This window comes from Vibrio sp. TH_r3 (assembly GCF_033101115.1).
In the GTDB taxonomy this organism is placed as follows: Bacteria; Pseudomonadota; Gammaproteobacteria; order Enterobacterales; family Vibrionaceae; genus Vibrio.
In genome coordinates this window covers 15,909-37,494 of sequence record NZ_JAWMPW010000010.1, presented here as the reverse complement: position 1 = coordinate 37,494, position 21,586 = coordinate 15,909, and the positions used below count along the sequence as shown (strand labels likewise).

General features: G+C 38.9%; 20 protein-coding genes. 11 read left to right on the top strand and 9 right to left on the bottom strand.

The window, feature by feature from the left end:
- Positions 1-5 precede the first annotated feature (5 nt).
- A complete protein-coding gene (locus R3X26_RS10525) occupies positions 6-623 on the top strand; it encodes a glutathione S-transferase family protein (RefSeq protein ID WP_317717268.1) in 618 nt (205 codons plus the stop codon).
- Between the two features lie 84 nt (positions 624-707).
- Entirely contained in the window at positions 708-893 is a 186-nt protein-coding gene (locus R3X26_RS10520) for a DUF1289 domain-containing protein (RefSeq protein WP_317717267.1), read from the top strand.
- Between the two features lie 37 nt (positions 894-930).
- Here the strand turns inward: R3X26_RS10520 and R3X26_RS10515 are convergent, their stop codons facing one another.
- The 8 genes from R3X26_RS10515 to narQ form a co-directional block, all read right to left on the bottom strand.
- On the bottom strand, positions 931-2,049 hold the full coding sequence (locus tag R3X26_RS10515; protein WP_411572412.1) for a GGDEF domain-containing protein: 1,119 nt from the start codon (positions 2,047-2,049) through the stop codon (positions 931-933).
- Positions 2,050-2,371: 322 nt separating this feature from the next.
- A complete protein-coding gene (locus R3X26_RS10510; protein WP_317717265.1) occupies positions 2,372-2,965 on the bottom strand; it encodes a TRAP transporter small permease in 594 nt (197 codons plus the stop codon).
- A complete protein-coding gene (locus tag R3X26_RS10505; RefSeq protein WP_317717264.1) occupies positions 2,965-4,254 on the bottom strand; it encodes a TRAP transporter large permease in 1,290 nt (429 codons plus the stop codon). The genes R3X26_RS10510 and R3X26_RS10505 overlap by 1 nt, the downstream gene beginning before the upstream one ends.
- A 544-nt stretch (positions 4,255-4,798) precedes the next feature.
- Positions 4,799-5,782, bottom strand: a complete 984-nt coding sequence (locus R3X26_RS10500) for a TRAP transporter substrate-binding protein (protein ID WP_317717263.1) — start codon at positions 5,780-5,782, stop codon at positions 4,799-4,801.
- 949 nt (positions 5,783-6,731) lie between these two features.
- Complete coding sequence (locus tag R3X26_RS10495) at positions 6,732-7,259, bottom strand: regulatory protein ToxS (protein WP_317717262.1); 528 nt, start codon at positions 7,257-7,259, stop codon at positions 6,732-6,734.
- Complete coding sequence (locus R3X26_RS10490; RefSeq protein ID WP_317717261.1) at positions 7,246-8,097, bottom strand: transcriptional regulator; 852 nt, start codon at positions 8,095-8,097, stop codon at positions 7,246-7,248. Before R3X26_RS10490 ends, R3X26_RS10495 begins: the two co-directional genes overlap by 14 nt.
- Positions 8,098-8,489: 392 nt before the next feature.
- Complete coding sequence (locus R3X26_RS10485; protein ID WP_317717260.1) at positions 8,490-9,119, bottom strand: response regulator; 630 nt, start codon at positions 9,117-9,119, stop codon at positions 8,490-8,492.
- Between the two features lie 13 nt (positions 9,120-9,132).
- Positions 9,133-10,818, bottom strand: coding sequence for a nitrate/nitrite two-component system sensor histidine kinase NarQ (gene narQ / locus R3X26_RS10480; protein ID WP_317717259.1), 1,686 nt, complete (start codon positions 10,816-10,818; stop codon positions 9,133-9,135).
- Between the two features lie 278 nt (positions 10,819-11,096).
- Here narQ and napF point away from each other — a divergent pair, with 278 nt between their 5' ends.
- From napF to R3X26_RS10440, 8 genes are all read left to right on the top strand, one after another.
- Positions 11,097-11,624: a ferredoxin-type protein NapF gene (gene napF / locus R3X26_RS10475; RefSeq protein WP_317717258.1), complete on the top strand. Its 528-nt coding sequence runs from the start codon at positions 11,097-11,099 to the stop codon at positions 11,622-11,624.
- 88 nt (positions 11,625-11,712) lie between these two features.
- A complete protein-coding gene (locus R3X26_RS10470) occupies positions 11,713-11,964 on the top strand; it encodes a chaperone NapD (RefSeq protein WP_317717257.1) in 252 nt (83 codons plus the stop codon).
- A 10-nt stretch (positions 11,965-11,974) separates the two neighbouring features.
- The gene (gene napA / locus R3X26_RS10465; RefSeq protein ID WP_317717256.1) at positions 11,975-14,461 is read left to right on the top strand and encodes a nitrate reductase catalytic subunit NapA; all 2,487 of its coding nucleotides are present in this window, start codon (positions 11,975-11,977) and stop codon (positions 14,459-14,461) included.
- Between the two features lie 23 nt (positions 14,462-14,484).
- Positions 14,485-15,288, top strand: a complete 804-nt coding sequence (gene napG, locus R3X26_RS10460; RefSeq protein ID WP_317717255.1) for a ferredoxin-type protein NapG — start codon at positions 14,485-14,487, stop codon at positions 15,286-15,288.
- Positions 15,288-16,160 (top strand): quinol dehydrogenase ferredoxin subunit NapH, encoded by an 873-nt coding sequence (napH, locus tag R3X26_RS10455; protein ID WP_317717254.1) that lies wholly within the window; start codon positions 15,288-15,290, stop codon positions 16,158-16,160. Before napG ends, napH begins: the two co-directional genes overlap by 1 nt.
- The gene (locus R3X26_RS10450) at positions 16,150-16,584 is read left to right on the top strand and encodes a nitrate reductase cytochrome c-type subunit (protein ID WP_317717253.1); all 435 of its coding nucleotides are present in this window, start codon (positions 16,150-16,152) and stop codon (positions 16,582-16,584) included. The genes napH and R3X26_RS10450 overlap by 11 nt, the downstream gene beginning before the upstream one ends.
- An 8-nt stretch (positions 16,585-16,592) precedes the next feature.
- Positions 16,593-17,174 carry a cytochrome c-type protein NapC gene (napC, locus tag R3X26_RS10445; RefSeq protein ID WP_317717252.1) on the top strand — a complete coding sequence of 194 codons (582 nt, stop codon included), beginning with the start codon at positions 16,593-16,595 and terminating at the stop codon, positions 17,172-17,174.
- A gap of 216 nt (positions 17,175-17,390) precedes the next feature.
- A complete protein-coding gene (locus R3X26_RS10440) occupies positions 17,391-17,711 on the top strand; it encodes a hypothetical protein (protein ID WP_317717251.1) in 321 nt (106 codons plus the stop codon).
- 9 nt (positions 17,712-17,720) lie between these two features.
- Here the strand turns inward: R3X26_RS10440 and R3X26_RS10435 are convergent, their stop codons facing one another.
- Complete coding sequence (locus tag R3X26_RS10435) at positions 17,721-18,752, bottom strand: two-component system response regulator (RefSeq protein ID WP_317717250.1); 1,032 nt, start codon at positions 18,750-18,752, stop codon at positions 17,721-17,723.
- Between the two features lie 324 nt (positions 18,753-19,076).
- Here R3X26_RS10435 and R3X26_RS10430 point away from each other — a divergent pair, with 324 nt between their 5' ends.
- On the top strand, positions 19,077-21,437 hold the full coding sequence (locus R3X26_RS10430) for an ATP-binding protein (RefSeq protein WP_317717249.1): 2,361 nt from the start codon (positions 19,077-19,079) through the stop codon (positions 21,435-21,437).
- Positions 21,438-21,586: the final 149 nt, after the last annotated feature.

Below are 21,586 nucleotides of genomic sequence, written 5' to 3'. Positions count from 1 at the left end.
ACATTATGATAACCTTGCACCACCTAAATAAATCGCGTTCTAAGCGTATCATCTGGCTTCTTGAAGAGTTAGATTTAGACTATCAAATAAAACCTTATTTGCGCGATAGTGTAACTTTTTTGGCTCCGCCAGAATTGAAACATATTCATCCATTGGGTAAGTCACCAGTAATTGAAGATGATGGTTTAGTGGTTACCGAGTCAGGTGCGATAACCGAATATCTTATTGATAAATACGGTGATGGACGTTTAGCACCAGAACGGGGAACGCGTGAATATACCGAATATTCGCAATGGCTGCATTTTGCAGAAAGTTCGGCAATGTTGCCGTTATTACTCAAACTTTTTGTGACTAAAGATGGGTGTAAAACTAACTTTTTAGCCGATTATGCAGACGAAGAGACAATGAAAGTATTAAGTTACTTTGATCGTTGTTTGTCTGGAAAAACTTATCTTGTCGGAGAAAAACTTTCGGGTGCTGATATTATGATGTCATTTATCGTAGAAAATTTGGTAAACAATGGGTCTATTGCCCATTTCGCCAATCTAGAACGATATGCAAAGCAACTTGCCACTCATCCAGCATTTAATAAAGCGGATCAAGTTGAAATACAATACTCATAATCACCATGCAGCTATTCGTACTCAACTCATTTTTCAAGCACAATAGCTGAAAGTGACGTCATTTTATAATGTGAGTGAACACATATGTTTATAGGCAACAATAATAGCATCATTACTCCGTGCATAGGTCAATGTCAGTTGGATGATAATGATATTTGCAAAGGTTGTTACCGTTCATCCGCGGAAATAACGGATTGGGTTAATAAGTCTGAAGATGAAAAAATCAGTATCGTGATTCGATGTAAAAAACAGATAGCTGATAAAACATAACACTACGTTAAACCTAATTCTGTTTCAGAAATTAGGTTTAACGTGATCTATTTTCTAGGATTAATGCTGTTTCTTTAGAGGAGAGAATGTTTTTTACTGTCATTTGATTTCTGCCGTTATTTTTACTTTCATAAAGCGCTTCGTCAGCTAAAAATATAATGGAGCTTGGACTTTGTTGCTGTGTAGGTTTAACAGTGCTCAGACCTAAGCTTACAGTAACGAGTTTATCTTGATATGCAGGGTGGTGAAGAGCAAGAGCTCGAGTTTTATTTAATATTTTTTGAGCGATACATGCTGCATCTTCAGTATTAACCTCAGGTAATAGGATAATAAACTCTTCACCGCCATAACGAGCGACTATGTTCAAATCGTGTTTAACTAATTTTTTTAATGTTGTGGCTATTTTTTGAATACATACGTCACCCGCTAAGTGGCCTCCTACGTCGTTAAATTGTTTAAAATGATCGATATCGCATAAAATAATTGATAGCTCGAGGTTATTTTGTTGCAATCTCTTCCATTCCTTGTCAAGAACTTGGTCAAAATATCTTCGGTTAAATAACTGAGTTAACCCATCGGTTTTGGATAATAGCTCCAATTCTAGATTTTTTCTGAGCAGAGCTGATTCATACTCCAGTCGGGTAGATTCATTAAAATAGCTGATAATAAAAGTAATCAAAATAAGTATGAAAATGTTGCCTTGGCCAGCAGGAGAGAGAGCATCAACTCCAGATGAATACTTATAAATAAAAATAGAAAGTGAAACAACCGTTAAAAAGAGGGCAACAAGCATTCCGCGTTTTTGACCTAGTATAAAAAAACTGATCATAATAATGACTGCTGAATGACTGAAAATAGTATGATGAGTGGGTAATAATATAGCGAATATATGCATTATCACCATTGTAAGCGTGATTATTATTCCTATCGTACTTAGTAGTCTAGATCGATTAGTGAACGAACTCGATTTAGATATAAAATACAGAAGTATACTAAAAATAATCAACATTGCTGTTTCAATAGCAACCAATGAATAGGCCCCTTTCAAATAATTGAGAACAATCATTGGCGAGAAAATAAATAGAGGAGCAATACAGGTGATTTTAAGCAGCTTAGCTAACCTTCGCTCATAAATATAATCTTGGTCGACCTTCATATGGCTGAATTCTCCGAGGAATTAGAGCGAAAGGAAATACGGGAAAACATTACCATTATGAAAAATTACGCGACGACAATACCTAATTGGCTATTGTAAGCAGGGTTGCTTTGATAAAGGCAAATGTGTAAACCTAGCTGGTTAGATTTATTAGGTTTTGTATAGCATATGGAAACTTAATAAATTCAAGTTTGATATTTGGTTTATTTATGCTTTCGAGTGTTGGTAGTAGAAAAAATTGTAATGAAGGTACTGCCAGATTATGAGATATCTGGCAGTGTATCGGTATTTACCTAATATAACTTAATGAATTATCGAAAAATTAGAAGTTATGATTATTTTCCAGAGACGAATCACCATCTAAAGTAATAAACCGTTTTGCCTCTACAATCACGTCTACCAAAGAATAGACCAACATAATCAATGATGAAATCGGTATGCATGAATAGAGGATCCATTGCTTAATTTGGAATACCGTGGTGACTTGATTGGTTTTCATGGTTAATTTTAACGAATACCAAAATAGTATTGCCATAAAGGTCGCGGAAATAACCAAGATCACTAATTTGTAAAAGTGTTTTAAGCGTATATTTTTAATACGAGGGCTTATCCAGTCTCCAACTGAAAAATGCAATTTTGCACACCATAAGCCAGCTGCGCCATAAAAAACTAATGCAGTGAAGCTCAGCTCTACAATTTCGTCAAACCAATGAAAAGAACTAATCGTGACAATACTTTGAATTAAGCCTGCAACCCCTTCCAAGCCATGCTTTATCAAAAATTGTGCAAAGTCATTAATCAGTCTTAATGCTACATTAGCAAACAGCAGCAACCCGAGTACTGAAAACATGGTCATCGCAATGTAACGTAATATTCTTTGAACCCAAGTATCTATGGTTTTTAATAAATGAACCATTACATTTCTCCCATGATAAGGTTAGGTAAAAATAGTGCGATACTCGGTACAAATGCAATGAGTAATGTGATTAATAATATCATCAGCAAATAAGGCCAAACCCGCTTGGCTAAGGCTGGCATACCGACTTTTGCAAAACTATCTACCGCAAATAAACACATACCAACTGGTGGGGTTAAATTACCAATCATAATTAGCAATACCATAACGACACCAAAATTGACTAAGTCGATACCAAACATATTGGCAATAGGCATGAAAAGTGGAAGCGTGATAAGGAAGATAGCATTACCTTCCAAAAATAAACCCATGGTTAATACGATACCAATAATAATCCACATCACGATTGATTGAGTAGCACCAAACCCTACCAGAGCTTCAATAATACTATCTGGCAGTTTTTGGTGGATAATTAGCCAGCCAAAAAAGTTTGCTGCAGCAATAATAAAGAGCAAACTGACCGACTGAGTAATGGATTTATAAACAATACCGGGAATGTCTTTTAGTTTTAAATCTTTGTAGTAGAAACCAAGCAATGCCGCATAAACACAAACCACAACAGACGCTTCAGTCGGAGTGAAAAACCCACTCATAATTCCACCAATAATGATTATCGGTGCCATCAGCGGCCAAAATGCACCATTAAACGCAACGAAACGTTCTCTGATAGTGGCCTTATATTCTGCTTTTGGATAATTTTTTCGCTTCGCTAAAATGCCCAGAGCAATCATCATACCTAGTGCCATCATTACGCCGGGAATAAAACCGGCTAAGAATAAACGCGCCACGGAAACACTAGTAATTGAACCATATAATACAAAAGGGATACTAGGAGGGATAACCGGTCCAATAACTGAAGAGGCTGCAACCAGTGTGGCGGAATCTGCAGGGTCATAGCCTTGATCAACCATGGCTTTATGCTCTATTTGCCCTAAACCTGCTGCATCAGCCACAGCTGAGCCTGACATGCCGGAAAAAATGACGCTCGCAACAATATTTACTTGGCCAATACCTCCGGAAATGTGGCCTACCATAGACTGTGCAAAACGGAATATTCGATCGGTAATTCCGCCGGTATTCATTAGGTTTCCAGCTAAGATAAAAAAGGGAATCGCTAATAGCGTAAAGCCAGTGGTGCCATAATACATACGGTGAGGTAGCATGGCTAACAGGCGGGCATCACCTAGGCCAATAAAAAAGACGACTGACGTTAATCCAATTGCTACGACAACAGGCACATTGATCAGTAGTAGAAAAATAAGAACGCCAAATATAGCTAAGGTCAACATATTAGAGGTTACCTATCTGTATTAACAAAGGAGTTAAAAAGCGGATTGTTGTTGCGACCCAAGGTCATAAAGATAGGATAGAATTTGAACTTATTATACTGTTCATACGAACAATTAATTTCTTAAAAACTATACTGTCTATTTTTAGTTAACCATGTTTTTGACGCAATACTTAATCAAACAATTATCTCTATTGTGATTGTTTTGGGAGATTTTGCCTTTAACCGGCTCAATCCAGTTATATCGAATGGACTGTCAGTTGTGAATTTCTTTCGTCAATTCTATTGCTCTTTTTGTTATGCGTATTATTGAAAACATATCCTCTTCACCTTTGAGGCGAGGAGGATATAAATAAGAATTGTCGTGTGAATTTTAAAAATAGTTAATATTTAGTTATCTACTCTAAATAAATATTAATGGTGTTACGATTTAAGTTCACTCGACATCCTGTCGCCAATAATCGTTGTCAGCAATAATTGTTCCTATATAACTGTGGAACATACTGATAATTCCATCGATATAATAAAAGACTTAAATTTATTAATTACTTAACGGATTTAGTCATTTCCATCCATTTATCGAAATTAGCTGCACCAACTTTATTTTTAATTTGTTTATAAGCTGGTTCCATCATCGCTTGGAAAGGTGCAAGATCAGGTTCGTCGATTACGATACCTTTTTCACGCATTGCTTCTATCTGTTTCAATTCTTCTTCACGTGATAGTTTTCGCATTAATAAGCGTGCTGAATCAGACTCTTCGCTAACAATTTTTTGTTGTTCTTCAGTCAATTGTTCCCAAGCATCTTTAGACACAACGTGTACCATAGAACTATACAAGTAGTTAATAATGGAAATGTATTTTTGAGATTCATAAAGTTTCAGATTATAAATCACACCAATTGGGTTTTCTTGACCGTCAACCACACCTTGACGCATCGCCATAACGAGCTCACTGAATGAAATAGTCTGTACGTTTGCTCCGATTGCTTCCATAGCTGCTTGATAAGTCATGGCAGGAGGCGTTCGAATTTTTAAACCTTTGACATCATCAGGAGTTAAAATAGGTCTAACAGAGTTAGTTAATTGACGAAATCCCCAATCCCAACTAGATAAATACACTAAGCCTATCTTATCAAGCTCTGGTGCCGCCCATTCTTTAAAAGGGCCATCTAAAACACGGTCTGCATGCTCTGCATTACTCAATGAAAAAGGAATACCAACGGTATCGAATAATGGAACATGTTTTGCGAGTTGATCTTGTCCTGATAAGCTCATATCAACCACGCCCATGATCACCTGCTCAAGAACTTCTGGTGGGCTACCTAAGGCATTGTTAGGATAAAGCTCTATTTCTACTTCACCATTTGTCCGTGCCTCTACTTGCTTAGCAAACTGCATAGCAGCGATATGAGAAGGATGGTTTTCAGATCCAAAGTGGCCAAGCTTGAGCTCAACAGCAGAGTATGCTGTTGATGCCCACGCCAAACATAAAGCCGATACTAGACCCTTTTTAAAATTTGAACGCATAGTTTAACTCCTAATATATTATTAGTTTTTTGCTTCATTTTGAATGTCTATACAATTACAAACATTCACTCTGCACATCCTTCTTCTTTAAAAGAATTATTGTTGTGCAACTATTTTACAGTTATCTTTTATATTCATTAAAATAATGAAAAATATTTATTATGTTATGTGTACAAATGAAATTCAGTGAAAATACATCAACTTACTTTATATATATCCATGTACAAATAACTGAAAAATTAAAAATCAGAAAAATAGTTAACAGTTAAACCTTACCTTAAAAATAAACAATAAATACAAAACCGATCATTTAATTTAAACAATGATGAACGTTATTTTATATTACAATACTATAACAAATCTTTAATTGTTAAATCTAAGTGTTAGATCTCATTTTTAAAGCCTAGTGAAATTGAGATGTATTAACGTGAGCGATCACGTTATTTTAATAAAAATATTTCTGATCACTTGACGTTTTACTATTATCGTTTTTTCTAATTGATGCATAGTTTTTCTATCCAGAGAATAGAGGTTGATGTGTGAGATAAAATCCAAATGATATTCGCTGTCAGCTATTTTTAGGATGAGTGTGTAACCTGCGTAGAAACATTGAATGGAGAAGAGAGAGATAACTTTTGATTTTAAAAACTATTAGATTATAGATTTATTGAATATCCTAAAGGAGAGTTAGATGAGTTTTCTTGTGGTGTTTACATACGAGAATTGTGACAGGGTTAGTTTGAGAAGTGACATTAGCTTATAGCAGATATGTAGATAATAGGTCCTATCACTGTGTTAAGTTTTGCTAGTTATCGTCGTCGAATTCAACAAAGAGGCTAACGTAAGCTTTTGTCGTTTAAGATGTATGTGTTAAAACCCGAAAATGAAGTGTAAAACTGTCTCGTTTATACACTTCATTTTTTGTTTTCTGCTGTTCTATGTTTTCGATTTATTGAGCAACCCAAAGTTTTGATGCATTATCAACCGAGGTCATTAACATGGTGTTCTTATCAATCATGTCAATTTTTCGTACTTGTAACATATCTATGAGGAATAATTCTTTTAGTTTTTCGACGTTAGCGTGTTGAACATAACTTTCGCTTATTGAGGAAACGTCATGAATGTCACCTGCTTCTAAAAAAAGATAGCGTTCATCGTATTTCCAACGTCCCACGTTAGAAATTTCGATAGTGAAAATAATATCGTGATTTTCGTCATAGGCTTCAATAAACGAGTTTTGAATATAGGAATTATCTTTAAGGTACTTAAAGTCACTTACTACAGATGTTGTGTACAATTTATCGAAACCCAGAGACGCTTGATCATAAAACTCACTTGGCACCATAAAGCTCATATTTGAATGCCATGTTTTCGAGGTTAAAATAGATTGATCAAACTTGTCAGAGTAATGAAAAATAGCAAAAATAATCGTTAGAACAGAAAGTCCCCAGAAAATTAAAAATTTATTTCTTAACATTAGCAAACCTCATGTCGCAAAATGACTGCATATCTAAATTTTTTGAAATTAAGGTATAGCTAACACTTCTGCTTAAATATCTGTCGATTACGTTGATCACTAGTTCATTTCTAGAAGTACTGGATACTATAATTTTATCGATAGTATTGGACGGTAGATCGCTATGTAACAGTTGAGTGACGCAATGTTTTATTTCTGGTTGAAGGTTGTAAGTATTGTCAAACGGGTTTAATACATAAATATTAATATCTTTAATAACATCAACTTGTTGTAATCTGGCGTATTTTTTTTGCGCAATATTGGTCGGAAACCAGAAAGAGAATACAAGCATTAACCCTGCGATCAACAGCAGTAACATAGAACTTTTTTTATCGAAGAATTTTTTCTTCGTTTCATTAGCATTGCTCGTTTGTTTGGCGTTATCTAATTCTTTGTCAGTTGCTATCGTTTTGTGATGTTCTTGATTTCTGACTTCATGCTCAATATTATCTTCAAGCTCAATTTTTTTGCTGTGGGCAATAAATTGGTAACCATGTTTAGGAATTGTCTTAATGTACCCAGGATCTTTGGCTGAGTCTTTAAGGATTTTTCTAAGGGTGGATATTGCCTGAATAACACTTGATTCATCTACGTGAAAACCATTGTCTGTCCAAACCAGTTGATGTATCTGATCGCGACTTAATATCTGATTAGGTCTTTCGATAAAGGCTAATAAAATATTGCTTTCATTACTTCCTAACCAAGTCGTATTGTTGCCCTCACCACTAATGGTGAGAGATTTTGCACTCGCATCGAAAATATATTTGTCGTTTAGAAAATACTTATTTCCGGAATACATCTACACTTCCTTAAGTTTCATATGGCCTAATTAACAGTAAGTTATCGCTGTTTTATATCAGACTTTTTATTCTTTAATTTCGAGTAGTATATTCTGATTAACATCGATTTCAATCATTATTGTACGGCTGTACAATAAAATGGATATACTATTGTTTTATAACATATATATTGGCATTTCTATTTAGAACAATTTGCAATCTATGTTATTGATTGTATTATCAATTAAGTGATGTGCTGAGATTGACTTTTGGTTGATTCAGGTGAAGCGAAGAGTGTTGATTGGAATAAAGGCGAATTGGTGTATAAAATCAGTCGTCTATTGACGTTTTTAATCGACGACTGATTTTACCGATAGAATGGATTATGACGGTACGTGTTTATTTTAGTGCTTTATGCTTTACCTTGATTTTCTAGATATAGCACCGTTGCGGCGACTCGTGATTTTACGCTGAGTTTTTTCAGTAAGCTTTTTATATGAACTTTTACTGTCGCTTCAGAGATAAACAGTCTATCAGCGATCTGTCTGTTGCTAAAACCTCGAGCGACTTCAACTAAGATCTCTCTTTCTCGGTCGGTTAACTTGCTAAACATGTCTTCACTTACAGACTTATCTCTCAGCACTTCAAGTACATATTCGTTGTAAGCACTGCCGGTTACCATCGCTTGTTTTAACAAACGAATAAGTTCATCTGGTTCAGTGTCTTTTAGTAGGTAACCATCGGCACCAGCATCGACGAGAGTTCGGATATCTTGCTTGTTATCTGAGACAGTTAATACAATGATAGTCGAGGTAACCCCTTCTTCTCGCAATACTTTAAGAGTATCAAGTCCTGACATTCCTTTCATATTAAGGTCAAGTAAAATAAGATCGGGTTCTGTGCGGCATGCTGTTGCTACAGCATCTGCACCATTACTTGCTTCCGCTACCACCGTAAATTCATCTTCAAAAGAGAGCAATTGGCTTACTCCTCTTCTCATCAATGGATGGTCATCGACTAATAATACATTCCAGTTTGACATTTGCTTTCCTAATTTACATCTGTAGTGGGAAGAATAACTGTATAGTACAACCTTCACCCGGCTTACTAATTACTTTGAGATCACCATTTAAACGTTCTGCCCGTTCTGACATTATCGTTAATCCATAGTGATTGATTTTTTCAATGTTTGTGCAAAAACCATTTCCATTATCGACAACACTAATATTGACCATACGATCTTGTTGATGACAATTAACCTTAATCATGGAGGCATTAGCGTGCTTCATCGCATTGAGTACAGCTTCTCGTATCAGTTGAATGACGTGTACTTGATGGTTTGCACGTAAAGAAATTGATGCGAGAGTGTTATCCAATATTACCTCAGCGCTGGTTTGTTCTTCTAGTGGTTTGAGCAATTCTTGCAGTGCTTCGCCCAAGTTAGCTTTGCCGATAGTTAACCTAAACGTACTTAGTAACTCGCGTAATTGAGTGTAAGTTGCGCTGAGTTGTTTATCAATTTCCTGAGCGGTTATCGCCGCCTGTCCCATATCTGGCTTAGCAATACTTCGATTGAGTAACGTGGTTTGAATTTTAAGATAAGATAGAGACTGAGCAATTGAATCATGCAGCTCTCGGGCAATAGTCGCTCTTTCTTCCATTAGTAGTAATTGCTGCGTCTGTTTTTGTGTATCGTTGTAATAGATCCCACGAGATAAAATCTTTGCCACATTAGTTATCAACTCTTTGTCTGGGCATGGGAGGGTAAATTGCCACTCGAGTCGGCCCATAACATCATGATCCAGTTTTAGTGGCTCTGAATGCCAATTGGATTGATCTGGCTTTCCGACTTGAAGCTCCCATTCAGCATGCGTTTCTTCGACTACTAAACGTACCGCTGTTATGCCTTCTGTCGCATGTAAGTAAGATAAAATAGTTTTAAAGTTTTGTTCACCAAGGTGACTGCTGGATAGTTCTTGTTGACAGCCATACAGAACTTCAAGCGAATTTTTTGCATGTTCTAGACGATGTGTCTTCTCAGCAATGGTTTTCTCTAGCCCGGTATAATGTTTCTCTAATTCAGTCGCCATGCCATTAAACGCATTTGCTAGCACACCGAGTTCATTTTGACTTTTTATATGTACTTTACAGTTAAAGTTTCCTGACTGAACTTCCTTACTTGCATTCATTAATTTACGTAATGGCTTAACAATTTTTCTATGAGAAAAATAAATGACGTAAGAAACGACCATTAATATAAATATAAATACTAACCCATAAGTAATAAATAATATTTGTAACTTTAATTGGGAAAACTCTTGCAGTTCATAAACAAAAATATCTATTTGATTAACATATGAAGCCACTTCATCTAAATATATAAACTTATCTTCAGATAATAATGCGGGCTGTAATTCTTGCCAACGACTGAGTAATAATTGGTAGTTTTCTACCAATGATGATGGTGTTAACCAATTCTCTATTGCTCGTAAAGTAGGTGCATTGAGTGATCGCTCATAGTTGACGATGTGATCGTGAAAAAGTGTCGATTGTGTCTCGATGTCAAAAGCCAAGCGATAACTTTGCATTCGCAGTGAACCAGCGATATTTATTGCTTCTGCATCATCTAGATTTGAGTAGAGTGCGTACAATGTGATGACGGTAGTTACAACAGAGAGAAAGAGAATGATGATCATTGCTCTTGCAATAGTTTTCGTAACAGAAACGTAAGTGCGTTGCAATTATTCCTCTCCTGTAAAGTTTGCCAATAGAATTAAGTATTGTGTGAACTAAATCGATAATAAATATTGATCTGGCGCAAGTCCACTAGCTAATTACCTCTTTGTAGGTATTTATTAGCTTAACCCACATCTTAGACTAAAGTTATATTTAGTAAATTTAAAATATTAATTATTTCTACTGTTTGGCGACTTGTTGTTAATACAAACATAAATAAAAGCAAACATGAATAAAAAATAACATCGGGTTGTATTCGTATCGAATCAAATTGAGGGAAATTTTGGTTGATTTAGCAAGACGTAGACTGTTTAACCGAGGCGTAAAACAACACGCGAATACACAAGCTCCTCAGCGTATGCCATGGCTGGTTGGTGAGTCGGAGTTTATTGCTGATTGCAGCCGATGTAACAAGTGTATCAACGTCTGTGAAACCTCGATTATTGTTAAAGGTGATGGTGGATTTCCGGAAGTCGATTTCTCTTTGGGTGAATGCTCCTTCTGCGAAAAATGTGCCGACATATGCCCAGAGCCTCTATTTACACCACGTTCAGAACCTTCGATACCGCGCTCTGAACTGGCTTGGCAGCAAGTAGCAAGAATTAATGACAAGTGCTTGTCATTACAAGGCGTTGAATGCCGTATTTGCGGTGAAAACTGTGAATACTCTGCGATCAAATTTCGTTTGCAAGTGGGTGGTAGAGCGAAACCAATATTGAATGAAATAGATTGTACCGGCTGCGGAGGATGCATAAAACCGTGTCCTGCCAACGCGATCGATATTTACAGACCATCGGACAGCATTGATTAGATAGTAAATTCAATTAAAAAAACGATTACCAGTGTAGAGCAGGTGGCCGTAGTGCTGAGTAACTACAAAATCAAAATAGGATAAAGCAATGAGTTATCACGTGAGCAGCTTAGCGGTACATGCCGCAGCTGACCAACTTGAAGCAGTAAAGGCTTTGATCGAAGAAATGCCAGGGACAGAAGTTCCCGGAACAAGTGAAGTGGGTAAGTTAGTTGTGGTTATTGAAGGTGACAGCCGTGACAGCTTAGCTGAACGTTTTGATAAAATTAAACTATTGCCGGGGGTGCTTGCTGCAACTCTGGTTTTTCATCAAATGGATGAACAAGTTGAGCTTGACTGAGGAAGCAAAAATGAGTGTCAGTAGACGAAGTTTCTTGAAGGCAAATGCAGCGGTTGCTGCGGCATCGATAACGGGAGTAGTACTTCCTACATCGATTGCTCAAGCTGCCGGTAAAGACAATGAAGTACATTGGGATAAAGCACCATGTCGTTTCTGTGGTACAGGTTGTAGTGTTTTAGTCGGTACCCAGAATGGCCGAGTAGTAGCATCACAAGGTGACCCAGATGCCCCGGTAAACCGCGGTTTAAACTGCATTAAAGGGTATTTTTTACCTAAAATAATGTACGGACGTGACCGTTTGACTCAACCATTATTACGTAAAACCGATGGTGTTTACGATAAAGAAGGTGAATTTACTCCAGTAAGTTGGGACGAAGCTTTCGATGTAATGGCGGATAAATTCAAAAAAACCTTGAAAGAAAAAGGCCCAACAGCGGTAGGTATGTTTGGCTCGGGCCAATGGACTGTGTGGGAAGGTTACGCTGCAGCAAAACTGTATAAAGCCGGTTTTCGCTCTAATAACATTGATCCTAACGCGCGTCACTGTATGGCGTCTGCGGTTGTTGGTTTTGCCCGTACATTTGGTATGGATGAACCAATGGGGTGTTATGACGATTTAGAGTATGCCGATGCCTTTGTTCTTTGGGGCTCAAATATGGCAGAAATGCACCCAATCCTTTGGTCTCGTTTGACTGACCGTCGTCTGTCTGATGATAATGTCCGAGTAGCGGTTCTTTCTACTTATGAACACCGTTCTTATGAGTTAGCAGATAACCCTATTATCTTTACCCCACAGACTGACTTGGCTATTTTGAACTATATTGCTCACTATATTATTTCCAATAATAAAGTGAACCAAGATTTCATGGATAAGCACGTTAACATCCGAGAAGGTGTTACCGATATTGGGTATGGTTTAAGACCCACGCATCCGCTTGAGCAGTCTGCTAAAAATGCGGGTAGTGGGAAATCTACTCCAATGGACTTTGATTCGTATGCTAAGTTTGTTGCGGAATATGATGCGGAAACAGTCTCTGAGTTGTCTGGTGTACCTGTCGATCAACTGGAAGAATTGGCGGAAATGTACGCTGATCCTAAAGTGAAAGTAGTCTCTTACTGGACAATGGGCTTTAACCAACATACTCGTGGTGTATGGGCCAACAACTTGGTTTACAACATTCATTTGTTGACGGGAAAAATCTCGAAACCAGGCTGCGGACCGTTTTCATTAACCGGCCAACCTTCAGCGTGTGGTACTGCACGTGAAGTGGGTACTTTCGCTCACCGTCTCCCTGCTGATATGGTGGTAACTAACCCGAAACATCGTGAGATGTGTGAAACAAAATGGAAAATTCCAGCGGGTACTATCCCATCTAAGCCCGGCTATCACGCTATTCTTCAGGATCGTATGTTGAAAGACCGTAAGTTGAATGCTTACTGGGTTCAGTGTAATAACAACATGCAAGCGGGGCCAAACATTAACGAAGAGCGCTATCCTGGCTATCGTGATCCAGCTAACTTCATTGTGGTTTCTGATCCATACCCAACCGTAACAGCAATGGCGGGTGACCTTATTCTTCCTACTGCAATGTGGGTAGAAAAAGAAGGCGCGTATGGTAATGCAGAACGTCGTACTCAGTTTTGGCGTCAGCAAGTAACGGCTCCAGGTGAAGCTAAATCCGATGTATGGCAAGTAATGGAGTTCTCTAAACGCTTTACTGTTGAAGAGGTTTGGCCACAAGAGTTAATTGATAAGATGCCTGAATTGGCAGGTAAGACTCTGTTCCAAGTGCTATTTGAAAATGGTGAAGTGAATAAATTCAGCGTTGATGAACTTGCCGAAGGGCAACTAAACGATGAGTCTCGTGATTTTGGCTTCTATGTGCAAAAAGGCTTGTTCGAAGAATATGCTTACTTTGGCCGTGGTCATGCACACGACCTCGCACCATTTGATATGTACCATAAAGCGCGTGGCCTTCGTTGGCCTGTGGTGGATGGTAAAGAAACATTGTGGCGTTATGTGGAAGGTTACGATCCTTATGTAAATGAGGGTGAAGAATTCTCGTTCTACGGAAAACCGGATAAAAAAGCGGTTATTTTCGCACTTCCTTACGAGCCAGCAGCAGAATCTCCAGATGATGAATACGACTTGTGGCTGTGTACTGGTCGCGTGCTTGAGCATTGGCATACAGGATCTATGACTCGTCGTGTTCCTGAGTTGTACCGTGCTTTTCCTGATGCAGTTGTGTATATGCATCCATTGGATGCTAAGAAACGTGGCTTGCGCCGTGGAGACGCTATCACTATTGCTTCTCGTCGTGGTGAAGTAACCAGTCATGTTGAAACACGCGGACGTAACAAAGTCCCTCAAGGTTTGGTATTTATGCCGTTCTTTGATGCCAGTCAGTTGACCAACAAGCTAACACTTGATGCAACCGATCCGCTATCAAAAGAAACGGATTATAAAAAATGCGCAGTTAAGATCGGCAAAGCTTAATTGCGGTCATGGAGCAGTAAAGAATGAAAATCTTACATTCTTTACCATCAGCGAGTAGAAGACGTTTCATGCGAGATGCGCTTCGAACCGCGGTTGGAGTTGGCGCTGCAACAACCGTGCTTGGGTTGCAGACCACACAAAGTAAAGCGAATGGATCGGGTGTGCCTATTCGGCCACCCGGTGCTCTAGCCGAACCTGAATTTTTAAACTCATGTTTACGTTGTGGTCTGTGTGTTCAAGCTTGCCCTTATGACACCTTGAAACTGGCGACCATGCTGTCGCCCGTCGCAACCGGAACGCCTTATTTCACCGCGAGAAATATACCGTGTGAAATGTGTGAAGATATTCCGTGTGTTGTTGAGTGCCCAAGTGGTGCACTTGATAAAGGGCTAACCGATATAGCCAAAGCCAAAATGGGAACGGCAGTTCTTATTGACCATGAAACCTGTTTGAACTGGCAAGGGTTACGTTGCGATGTTTGCTATCGCGTATGCCCATTGATTGATGAAGCCATTACATTGGAGCCAATACGTAATCATCGTACTGGTGTTCACGCGAGTTTTATCCCAACTGTTGTATCTGACAAATGTACCGGTTGTGGTAAATGTGAACAAGCCTGTGTTCTGGAAGAAACCGCAATCAAAATTGTTCCAATTGCATTGGCGAAAGGTGAGTTGGGTCATCACTATCGTCTGGGTTGGGAAGAGAAAGCCAATCATGGTGGAGAAAGCCTGATTCCTGAACAGTTTGATTTACCTAACCGTAAGCCGCTAGGCAATCCAGATGGCATAAAGCCCGACGGACCTGCGGATAAAGGAGGCTTATAGTGGCAGTCAAACAAAGAAGTATTAAGAATCTGGCGAAAGACGCAGGTAAAGAGGCAACAAATAAACTCGGTTGGTGGCGTGCTAATCGGTTTTTAATCTTGCGTCGAGTGTGTCAACTTTCGGTTATCGGTTTGTTTGTTATGGGACCAACGTGGGGAATTTTAGAAGGTAATTTATCTTCGAGTGTGTTTCTCGGCGTAATTCCACTGTCCGACCCATTATTACTGCTTCAGACCATTGCAACCGGTTATTGGCCCGAAACTACCGCTATTCTTGGTGGGATTATCGTGGCTGGGTTTTATGCCATTGCAGGCCCAAGAATGTTCTGTGGTTGGATATGTCCTATGAATATGGTGACAGATTTTGCCGCATGGCTGAGAAGAAAAACAGGGCTAAAAGCAAGTTATCAATGGCCGTCGTCATTACGTTATTGGTTACTTGCTGCCATCCTAATTGGTAGTGCTATATCAGGCACTCTGTTATGGACATGGTTAGACCCCGTATCCGCTTTACACCGCGGCATTATTTTTGGTTTCGGTGCGGGTGCAGTCTTAATACTGTTGGTCTTTCTCATCGACTTGCTGCTCGTTGAGCATGCGTGGTGTGGTCATTTGTGTCCGCTGGGAGCGACATACGGTGTGATTGGCCGTTTTAGTTTGTTACGCGTGTCTGCAACTAACCGAGAGCAATGCAATAACTGTATGGATTGTTACAACGTTTGTCCTGAACCAAAAATATTAAGACAACCGTTAAAAGAGGGTGACAGGAAAATCATGAGTCAAGATTGTATTTCATGCGGTCGATGTATTGATGTCTGTGCCGAGAAAGTATTCGAATTTAGAATGAGAACTGGAGCTAAATATGAAGAGTAAGTTTGTCGTGTCTGCAATGCTGGCGGCTTTAGTAAGTACGGTAGCATTCGCCGAAGTGACATCACTTCGCGGCGATCAGGGTATAAGTGATAATAATGAAGTAGCAACGATTAAACAGTTGCCCAAAAAACAGGATAAGTTGGCATTAGATTATGTAAATCAACCGCCGCTTATTCCACACTCAACCGTTCAAGTACAACTAAATGTCAGTAACAATGGCTGTCTAGAGTGTCATGACGTGAGTACTTATCGTAAGACAGGTGCGCCACGAGTGAGTCCAACGCACTATATGGACCGCGATAATAAAATATTGACCGAAGTAGCACCTCGTCGTTATTTTTGTTTACAGTGTCATGTGACTCAAGTTGATGCGAAACCTCTGGTTGATAATGATTTCAAACCAGTCGGTAAATTCGGCCAGTAGGGGGCGTTATGGGGATGATTAAACGCTTTTGGGCGTGGTTTACTAAGCCAAGTCGCTTAGCTATTGGCACATTACTAACGGTTGGTTTTATCGCAGGTATTGTTTTCTGGGGTGGTTTTAACACCGGTATGGAGATGTCAAACAGAGAAGAGTTCTGTATTGGCTGCCATGAAATGGAAGATAATGTGTACGAAGAGTATGTAGGAACCATCCACTATTCTAACCGCTCTGGTGTGCGGGCCACTTGCCCTGATTGCCATGTTCCAAAAGAGTGGGTGCCTAAAATGATCCGTAAAATCCAAGCGAGTAAAGAGTTATACGGGAAAGTATTTGGTATCGTTGATACACGCAAAAAATTTGAAGACCATCGCTTTGAAATGGCTACACGTGAATGGGCTCGAATGAAGGCTAATGATTCACAAGAGTGTCGTAACTGCCACAACTTTGAATACATGGATTATGTAGAGCAAAAACCAGTGGCGGCAAAAATACACAGCGTCGCAGAAGATCAGGGTCAAACTTGTATCGATTGCCACAAAGGTATTGCTCATCAATTACCTAAAGGCCATACGATCTCTAAAGAATTTTAGTCTTTCTATATGATATTAATATAATGGCACGTTAAAAAGTTCGTGGTCAATTATTTTCAATTTTAGGTTAAGCGCTCACTCAGTTGAGCGCTTTTTTTATATGAATGCCTTTCGGAATTAAAATCAATTTGATCATGGTATTAATGGCACATATGGTCGCGGAGCAAAAGTCCGTCTATAATTACTTATATTCATGAATCAACAGGGAGAGAAGTTATGGCTGTTACTCGCATGCATACTGACCCTGGAAAGTCTTATGATCCCAATAAAGAACTGACGAATACTCAGCGTAAACGTTTCTCTGAGATAGCCAACAAAGCCGAAGAACGCAGAGAACAGCGAGAGCTTTATGAGTCGGTGATTCACCCTCAAAAATTACACGCAAAAGCTTATCAAAAATTGAAACAACGGCAGATGAAAAAAGCGATGCTCAAGTCAGAAAAATCACCTGAGTTAACAGGTTGGCGAGTAGTCGGTTGGTTTATTGTTTTAACTATATTCTGGTTGTCGATACATTTTATGTTTCCCAGTCAGTAAGTACTTACGTTACTCGTAGAAATCTTGATGTTGATCCCTTACTTTTATTATTTCTGGTAAGCATTCAAGAAATTTGGGTACTAGGCTTGGGTCAAAATGTTTCCCCGCTTCTTCTTGTAGTAAATCAATGACCTTATCCATTGGCCAAGCTGCTTTGTAGGGCCGTACACTGGTTAACGCATCAAATACATCTGTGATCGCTACAATCCGAGCCGATAAAGGAATATCAGTTCCTGCTAAACCATGCGGGTATCCTGTGCCATCCCACTTTTCATGATGGTAAATGGCCACTTCTTTCGCCAGTTGCAAAAGTGGCGACGCATGCTCACCGATAATTTCGCCGCCATAGCTAGAATGTTGTTTCATCGTGTCCCACTCTTCAGCATCAAGCTTTCCGGGTTTTAGTAACACACGGTCGGGAATGCCTATTTTACCAATATCATGCATCGGCGCTGCGTTGTATAACAAATCTATCCAATCGGTATTATCGCTTACTTTTTCTGCTAGTAGTTTAGTGTATTTACTCATGCGTACTACGTGTAAGCCCGTTTCATTGTCTTTATATTCGGCGGCTCTACCTAATCGACGTATGATTTCAAATCGAGTTTCGTTTAATTCAGCGGTTCTAGTTTGGACTAATTTTTCTAAGTGACGGGCTTGATCATATAAACTAAGTTGCGTTTTTACGCGTGCGAGAACTAAGGGAGGACTTATCGGCTTGGTTATATAGTCGGTAGCGCCTAGTGCAAAGCCTCTTTCTTCATCTTGAATTTCCGATTTGGCGGTAACAAAGATAACTGGTATTTTACACGTTTCAGGATCGCGCTTTAGATGCTCACAGACTTCATATCCGTCCATATCAGGCATCATGATATCTAATAGTATTAGGTCAGGCTGTGGGGAAGATTTGGCAATTTTCAGCGCAACTTTTCCGTTTAATGCCGCTTTCACTTTATAGTGCTCACGTAACACACCGCTCAAAATGTCGATGTTATCTGGTGTATCATCTACCACTAATATACTTGCACTATTTTCTCTCATCCCTAACCTCAGGTATTGTAAGTTAAGCCACTGATGACGCACATACTTATTGGCTACTGTATTGATTGAAGTATTTCAATTAATTGTAGTACTAAAAGTGACAGTTGAATGAGTAAATTACCGGGTAGCGGATATTTTTTCTTGAGTTGTCGATGATAATCGTACATGCGCTGGTCTCTGTATGGCGATAATTTTTGCAATTAACCATAAATTGATTAACAAATAACCACTTAGCACTCGTTTGTTGATTAACTCACTAAAATGTAATGAAAAAGCATCTACACTGATAAAATCATTGTAAATGAATTATCACGGGAGGTGATAATGCCTATTGTTTCTTTAACACCAGCGGAACTCTACCATGTAGCGGAATTAGAAAAGCTTCCCTGTAAGTCAACTAAAGAGTTGCCGCCATTGGATGAAATTGTTGGGCAAGAGCGAGCGCAAAAAGCGGTCGAATTTGCGATGTCTATTAAGGAAAAAGGGTACAACATTTATGCGATAGGTAGGAATGGTTTGGGTAAACGGACCATGATTTTACGCTATTTAAACCGACATCAACATGAAGTGAATACCTTACATGATTGGTGTTATGTTGCAAATTTTGACGATATTAGAACCCCAAAAGTACTTAAGTTGCCGACTAAAATGGGGGTCAAGTTTAAGCAAGATATTGAGAAGTTGATGGTGAAGTTGGTAAAAGCGATTCCATTAGCCTTTGATAACGAGATGTATTTTACTCGAGCTGAGAAATTAAAAAGTCAGTTAGTCAACAAGCAACAAAGTGATTTGGCTGAGATCAGTAAGAAAGCGCAACAAAAGAACATCAGTTTAACTTTAACTGCCCAAGGCGATTATCAATTTATCGCCATGAATGGTGAAGAAGAGCATACCGAAGAAACGTTTGATGCACTGTCAAAGAAAGAACAGCAACAATTTGGTAAGCATATAGATGAATTAGAAATACAGCTGAGGACTATGGTTCGTCGGCTAACGGAATGGGAAGAAAAATACAGCGAAAAAATACAGAAACTCAATGATGAAGTGACTTTAGATGTCATCACACATTTTATTAAAGCACTCAAAAAAGAATATGTAGGTTATGTTGAAATAAAGAAATATCTGACCGAGCTGCAAAAAGATATTGTAGAGAACGTTGAAATTTTTCTAGAAGAAACCGGTGAACAAGGTGAAATAGCTACCGCTTCGTTAGATAAAAAATTGCCGAGGCGCTATCGCATCAACGTGCTAGTGAGTCAAAGTGATGATACGTTGCCCATTATCGTTGAAGAAAACCCGAGTTACCATTCTCTGTTTGGTTATACAGAAACGGCTACTTATAAAGGTACCGTCTTTACGGATTTTTCGCTGATTCGATCTGGCAGTTTGCATAAAGCCAATGGCGGCGTTTTGCTTATGGACGCGATAAAAGTGCTTGAGCAGCCTTATGTTTGGGATGGGATAAAAAGAGCGTTACGTTCAAAGCAACTTAGTTTTACTTCTTTAGAAAAAGAAGTGACGTTAACGGGGACCGTTTCACTTGATCCTGAACCGATTCCTTTGGACGTGAAGATTATTCTATTCGGTGATTATCGAACCTATCAGTTGTTGCAACACTATGATCCAGAATTTAGCGAGTTATTTCGTGTAACCGCTGATTTTGAAGATGAAATGAAACGAACCGCTGATTCTGAACTGCATTATGCACGGTTTATTTCTAGTATTGTGCATGACAATAATATGCTGCACTGCGATAAGCAGGCAATGGGCCGAATTATTGAATATAGCTCGCGTAATGCTGGAGATCAGAATAAGTTATCGCTACATTCTGCTCACATAGCTAATTTACTAAGAGAGTCAAATTATGTGGCGAGAAATGCCCGTTCGAATTTGATTCGTGCTAACCATGTTGAGCAAGCGTTAGAAAACCAGAAAATGCGTGCCAGTCGTTTACAAGATGATGTTATGGAGAGTTTCGTTAATGGGTCTACCTTATTGCGAACTGAAGGTGAAGCGATAGGTCAAGTGAACGCATTGTCGGTTTTATCTACCAGTGATTACATGTTTGGCGCACCAAACAGAATTACTGCCACCACATCCTATGGAGAAGGAGGTGTCATTGATATTGAGAGAAATGTTGATCTTGGTGGCAGCATTCATTCGAAAGGTGTTTTAATTTTATCTGCTTATCTTGCTTCTGTGTTCGGTAAGACGGCTAAAGTTCCATTGACGACTCATATTACCTTTGAGCAATCTTATGGTGGGGTTGATGGCGACAGTGCCAGTATGGCCGAGTTTTGTGCGATAGTATCCGCTTTTTCTAAGCAAGCGAACCGGCAAGATATCGCAATTACTGGCTCGATGAACCAATTTGGAGAATCACAACCAATAGGTGGCGTTAATGAGAAAATAGAAGGTTTTTTTGATGTATGTTGTATCAAAGGTCGTTCAGCACACCAAGGTGTGATTATTCCTAAATCCAATGCCCATAACTTGATGTTACGAAAAGATATTGTCAAAGCTGTAGAGAAAGGAGAGTTTTCGATTTGGGCAATTGAGCATGTTTCTGAAGCTATTGAATTACTGACAGGAAAACCAGCAGGTGAAGCAACGGAAGAGGGCAGTTTTCCAGTCAATACTATATTTGGTATTGCACAAGCCAAACTCAATGCATTACGTAAATAGTATTTACCCATTACTAAGGTAGAATTCAGGTGATTTGATTAAAGACGAACATAGATACGACAGCGTAGGTAATCAATAAATATGCCTGTGGCGGTTTTTTCTGTATGATTTACAACTAACAATTTAATGTCTAAATAGGTAAAATTTTT